General features: G+C 69.4%; 4 protein-coding genes. 2 read left to right on the plus strand and 2 right to left on the minus strand.

Annotated elements, in window-relative coordinates; all coding sequences use genetic code 11:
* Positions 1–882 (plus strand): phosphoenolpyruvate carboxylase (locus HUU95_RS09430; protein WP_174279881.1); only part of this gene is annotated, 882 nt, incomplete at its 5' end.
* Positions 883–984: 102 nt separating this feature from the next.
* On the plus strand, positions 985–1,992 hold the full coding sequence (locus HUU95_RS09435) for an OmpA family protein (RefSeq protein WP_254602720.1): 1,008 nt from the start codon (positions 985–987) through the stop codon (positions 1,990–1,992).
* Positions 1,993–1,998: 6 nt separating this feature from the next.
* Here HUU95_RS09435 and HUU95_RS09440 read toward each other — a convergent pair whose 3' ends face one another.
* Together HUU95_RS09440 and HUU95_RS09445 are read right to left on the minus strand one after the other, a co-directional pair.
* Entirely contained in the window at positions 1,999–3,888 is a 1,890-nt protein-coding gene (locus HUU95_RS09440) for a CocE/NonD family hydrolase (protein ID WP_174279882.1), read from the minus strand.
* 68 nt (positions 3,889–3,956) lie between these two features.
* On the minus strand, positions 3,957–4,399 hold a 443-nt coding region (locus HUU95_RS09445; protein WP_217429803.1), incomplete at its 5' end, for a luciferase domain-containing protein.

Below are 4,399 nucleotides of genomic sequence, written 5' to 3' on the forward strand. Positions count from 1 at the left end.
GTCGGGCGCGGCGGCGGCTCGGCCTTTGCCGCGATCCGGGCGCAGCCGCCGGGCACGGTCGCGGGGCGTATTCGTATCACGGAGCAGGGGGAGGTGATCGCGGGCAAATATGGCACGCGCGACGCCGCGCTCGGGAACCTGGAGGCGATGGTGGCGGCGACGCTGCTCGCCAGCCTGGAACCGCCGGCGATGTCGCCCGCCGACGCGGCGCGGTTCGGCGGGGGGATGGACGCGTTGTCGGCACGCGCGTTCGACGCCTATCGCGCGCTGGTTTATGGAACGGACGGGTTCCGGCAGTTTTTCCGCCAGTTCACCCCGGTGGCGGAGATCGCCAACCTCAACATCGGCTCGCGCCCGCCGTCGCGCACGCGGTCCGACGCGATCGAGGACCTGCGCGCGATCCCCTGGGTGTTCAGCTGGGCGCAGGCGCGGGTGATGCTGCCCGGCTGGTACGGCGTCGGCGAGGCGCTCGCCGCCTTTCCCGACCGCGCGCTGCTGGCCGACATGGCGCGCGGCTGGCCGCTGTTCGCGGCGACGCTGGCCAACATGGAGCAGGTGCTGGCCAAGTCCGACATGGGGCTGGCCGCGCGCTACGCGCAGCTGGTCGAGCCGGAGTTGCGCCCGATCTTCGACACCATCGCGGGCCGGTGGCGCGAGACCCACGACCAGCTGCTGGCGGTGACGGGGCAGGCGCGGCTGCTCGAACGCAATCCGCGCCTCGACGCCTCCATCCGGCTGCGCCTCCCCTATATCGAGCCGCTCAACCTGCTGCAGGTGGAGCTGATGCGCCGGCACCGCGCCGGCGAGGACGATCCGCGCATCGCCGACGGACTGCTCCTCTCGATCAACGCGATCGCGACGGCGCTGCGCAACAGCGGCTGACCCACATCCGGGCGCTTGCCGGCCGTGCGGGTCCAGCCGCGTTCATTGCGGAGGCACGCCCGCGCTGCTAGCCGTGGCACTGTGATTGGAAGCGGGGGGTCGATGAAGAGGATCAGGCTGGCCGCGCTGCCCCTGGCGATGATCGTGACCGGTTGTCGCCACAAGCCGAACACCGCCGAGACCGCGCCCAACAACGTCGCGACGGCCCCGGTCCCCGCCCGCGCGGCGACCCCCGTCGCCGCGCCGGCGCCGCCGGATTTCTCGATCGACAACGTGCCGATCTCGAACGCGCCGCTCGGCAAATTCCCCTTTTTCGGGCTGCCGCCGAAATACATTCCCCAGAACACGCCCAAGCCACCACAGTTCGGACATTTCCTGTTCTGGACCGGCAAGGCGTTCCGCGATGTCGAGGGCCAGACCTATATGGTCACGATCATCACGGCGGCCAGCGGGGACTTCAGCTCCTATGGCCTGCAACGGAACATGCACGCGCTCTTCACGCAGGCGGGCGCGGTCAAGATCAGCGACGCGAAGATCCCGAGCCAGGTGATCGACGCGATCCCGGACGCCACGCGCCAGGATCTGGGCATGGGACTGGGCGACGTCTGGAACGATCCGGTCGAGACCTGGGTGATCCATCGCCCGACCGACGCGGTCTGGATCCATTACACGACGAACTCGGCGGAGGCCTCGCTCGCGGTGGTCGAAACCCAGGCGTTCGTGCCGACCGCGACGATGCTGCCGGCGGACCGGCTGAAGTCGGACCTCGACAAGACCGGCAAGGCCGTGATCCACGTCAACTTCGTCACCGACCAGTCGCAGGTCCTGCCGACCTCCGCCGCCCAGATGAATGCCGTGGTCGCGCTGTTGAAGGCCGATCCTGCGCTGAAGCTCGCGATCAACGGCTATACCGACGATACGGGGTCCGACGACCACAACCTCACCCTGTCGGACGCTCGGGCCAAGGCCGTGCAGGCGTCGCTGGTCGCGGCAGGCATCGCGGCGGATCGCCTTCAGGCGAAAGGCTATGGCCGCGCCAACCCGGTCTCGACCAACACGGATGAGGAGGCGAAGGCCGCCAATCGGCGGGTCGAGCTGATCAAGCTGTGACCACCGTCACGGCACGATCGGCAGGCTGATATAGGTCGCCTCCGCGCCGCCGATCGTGATCTTCTGCGTCGCCTTCTGATAGTCGGCGGGCTCGGCGTAGAAGATGTTGGGCACGAATGTCTGCGGGTTGCGGTCGTAGAGCGGGAACCAGCTCGACTGCACCTGCACCATCAGGCGGTGACCGGGCAGGAAGACGTGGTTCGCGGTCGGCAACGCGAACGAGTAGCGCAGCGGCACGCCGGCGGCGAGCGGCTTCGCCTGCGCGAGGCTCTCGCGATAGCGGCCGCGGAAGATGTCCATCGCGACCGCGAGCTGATAGCCGCCCATCGTCGGCCGGTCCGCGACCTCGTCCGGATAGACGTCGATCAGCTTGACCACCCAATCGCTGTCGGTGCCGCTGGTGGAGGCGGTGAGGTGCACTACCGGCGCGCCCGCGATCGTCAGCGGCGCGGTCAGCACGGGGCCGGTGAAGGTCAGGACGTCGGGGCGGCCGGACACGGGCCGCTGATCGTCCGCCAGCCAGGTCCGCCACGCGGCGTTCGCTTGCGGCCAGTTCGGTCGCGGCTCGAAGGTGACGGGGCTCGCCGGATCGGAGAGGTAATCGGCGGTGGCCGGCGCCGGCGCGGGATCGAAGCCAAGCGTCATGCCGGGCTTCAGGTACAGGCGAGCGGTGCCTTCCTCGCCCGACCAGCGCTGGAGCCGCTGCCAGCGGTTGGTGCCGCTCTGGAACGCGGTGACGGGGGCCACGTCCATGGCCTCGCCCTTGAGGTAATGGGCGAGGAACGGCGCCAGCACGTCGCGACGCCATTGTCTGGCGGTGTCGGCGTCCCACTCGATCGCGCCCAGCCGGCTGCCGTCGTCGATCGCCTGGCCGTGATACCAGGGCCCCATGGTCAGGAAGACCATGTCGTTGTTCAGGTCCTTCGGCTCCAGCGCGCGATACACCGCCATCGCGCCATAGATGTCCTCCTGATCCCACAGGCTGGCGACCAGCATCGTCGGCACGGTGAGCGGCCGCGCGGCCAGCACCCGGTCCATCGCCTGTTCCTGCCAGAAGGCGTCATAGGCGGGATGCTCGACAATCTTGCGGTAGAAGCCGATCTGATCCAGCCCGTGTGCCCGGGCCAGCGCGCCGGCGGAACCGGCGCGCATGTACAGGTCGTACTGGTCGTGGACGCTGCTCGTCCACTTGTTCGAACTGTCGCGCGTGGCGACCTGCTGCCAGATGTAGGACAGCCCATATAGGCGAAAGGCGCCGTTGTGGAACCAATCGTCGCCGCGCCAGCCGTCCACCATCGGGTTCATCGGCACCGACACCTTGAGCGCCGGATGCGGGTTCACCAGCGCCATCAGCGGCGTGAAGCCGTCATAGCTGATGCCGATGATGCCGACACGGCCGTTCGACTCGGGCAGGTGCTTCACCAGCCAGTCGATCGTGTCATAGGTGTCGGTGGCGTGATCGACCCGCGTCGGGTTGAGCGCGGTGCCGGCGAGCGGCCGGTTCATGACATAGCCGCCGCCCGAGCCGTATTTGCCGCGCACGTCCTGGACCACGCGGATATAGCCGCCGGCCACGATCACGTCGGCGGCATTGTCATAGCCCTGCAGAACGGTTTCCAGCCGACCGCTATCGGCGTGGCTGGTGAGCTTCTGCGCGCCATAGGGCGTGCGGGTGAGCAGGATACCCGCCCCTTTCGCACCGATGGGCACCAGGATGACCGTATGGAGCCTGATCCCGTCGCGCATGGGAATGTCGACGATGCGACGCGAGAAGTCCGCGTCCGCGTCGACCACGGGCTGGAGCGTGCCGGGCCGTTCGTCATAGCGCTGGGCCGCGACGGAGACGGGTGCGGCGCACGCGGCGAGCGCACCGGCGACGATCAGGCGACGGAACATGGACCCCCCTTTGCTGGCGCCGCCCAGGGTCGGCGCGCGGCGGCATGATGACTATTCCGCCGCGATCATCAATCCCGATCAGGTCCGTCCCGCGCGGCGCCGCTCATATGCGCGATCGCGGCGTCGAGGATGGTGGCGACGGTGTCGACCTCCGCCTCGTCGCGCGGGGCGTAGATCAAGGTGTAGGTCATCGGCAGGCCGAGCGCGATGCCGGCCAGCCCGTGGCGCTCGCCCCACCCCCGCTCGATCACCGCGCGGGTGTCGCTGGCGCCGAGCACCATGTGCATCGACCCGTCGGACGGGTGGATATGGCCGATCTCGCCGTGCGTCCGCCGCGCATCGGCGCAGCGGCGGCAGCCGGGCCGCAGCGTCACCGCCTGATTGTGCCGCTCGAAGTGGCTCAGCGCGTAGCCCAGCCGCGCCGGGTCGCGCGCCACCCGGGCGTCGAACGCGCGGGTGAGGCTGGCGCGCACCGCCTCGGGAGCATGGTCGGTCAGCTGGCGATGCGGCA

It is taken from the genome of Sphingomonas bacterium, from assembly GCF_903643065.1.
Classification (GTDB): Bacteria; Pseudomonadota; Alphaproteobacteria; order Sphingomonadales; family Sphingomonadaceae; genus Sphingomonas.

Coding starts and splice junctions, on each gene's coding strand:
- HUU95_RS09435 (WP_254602720.1), top strand. CDS start 985: ATGAAGAGGATCAGGCTGGCCGCGCTGCCCCTGGCGATGATCGTGACC.
- HUU95_RS09440 (WP_174279882.1), bottom strand. CDS start 3,888: ATGTTCCGTCGCCTGATCGTCGCCGGTGCGCTCGCCGCGTGCGCCGCA.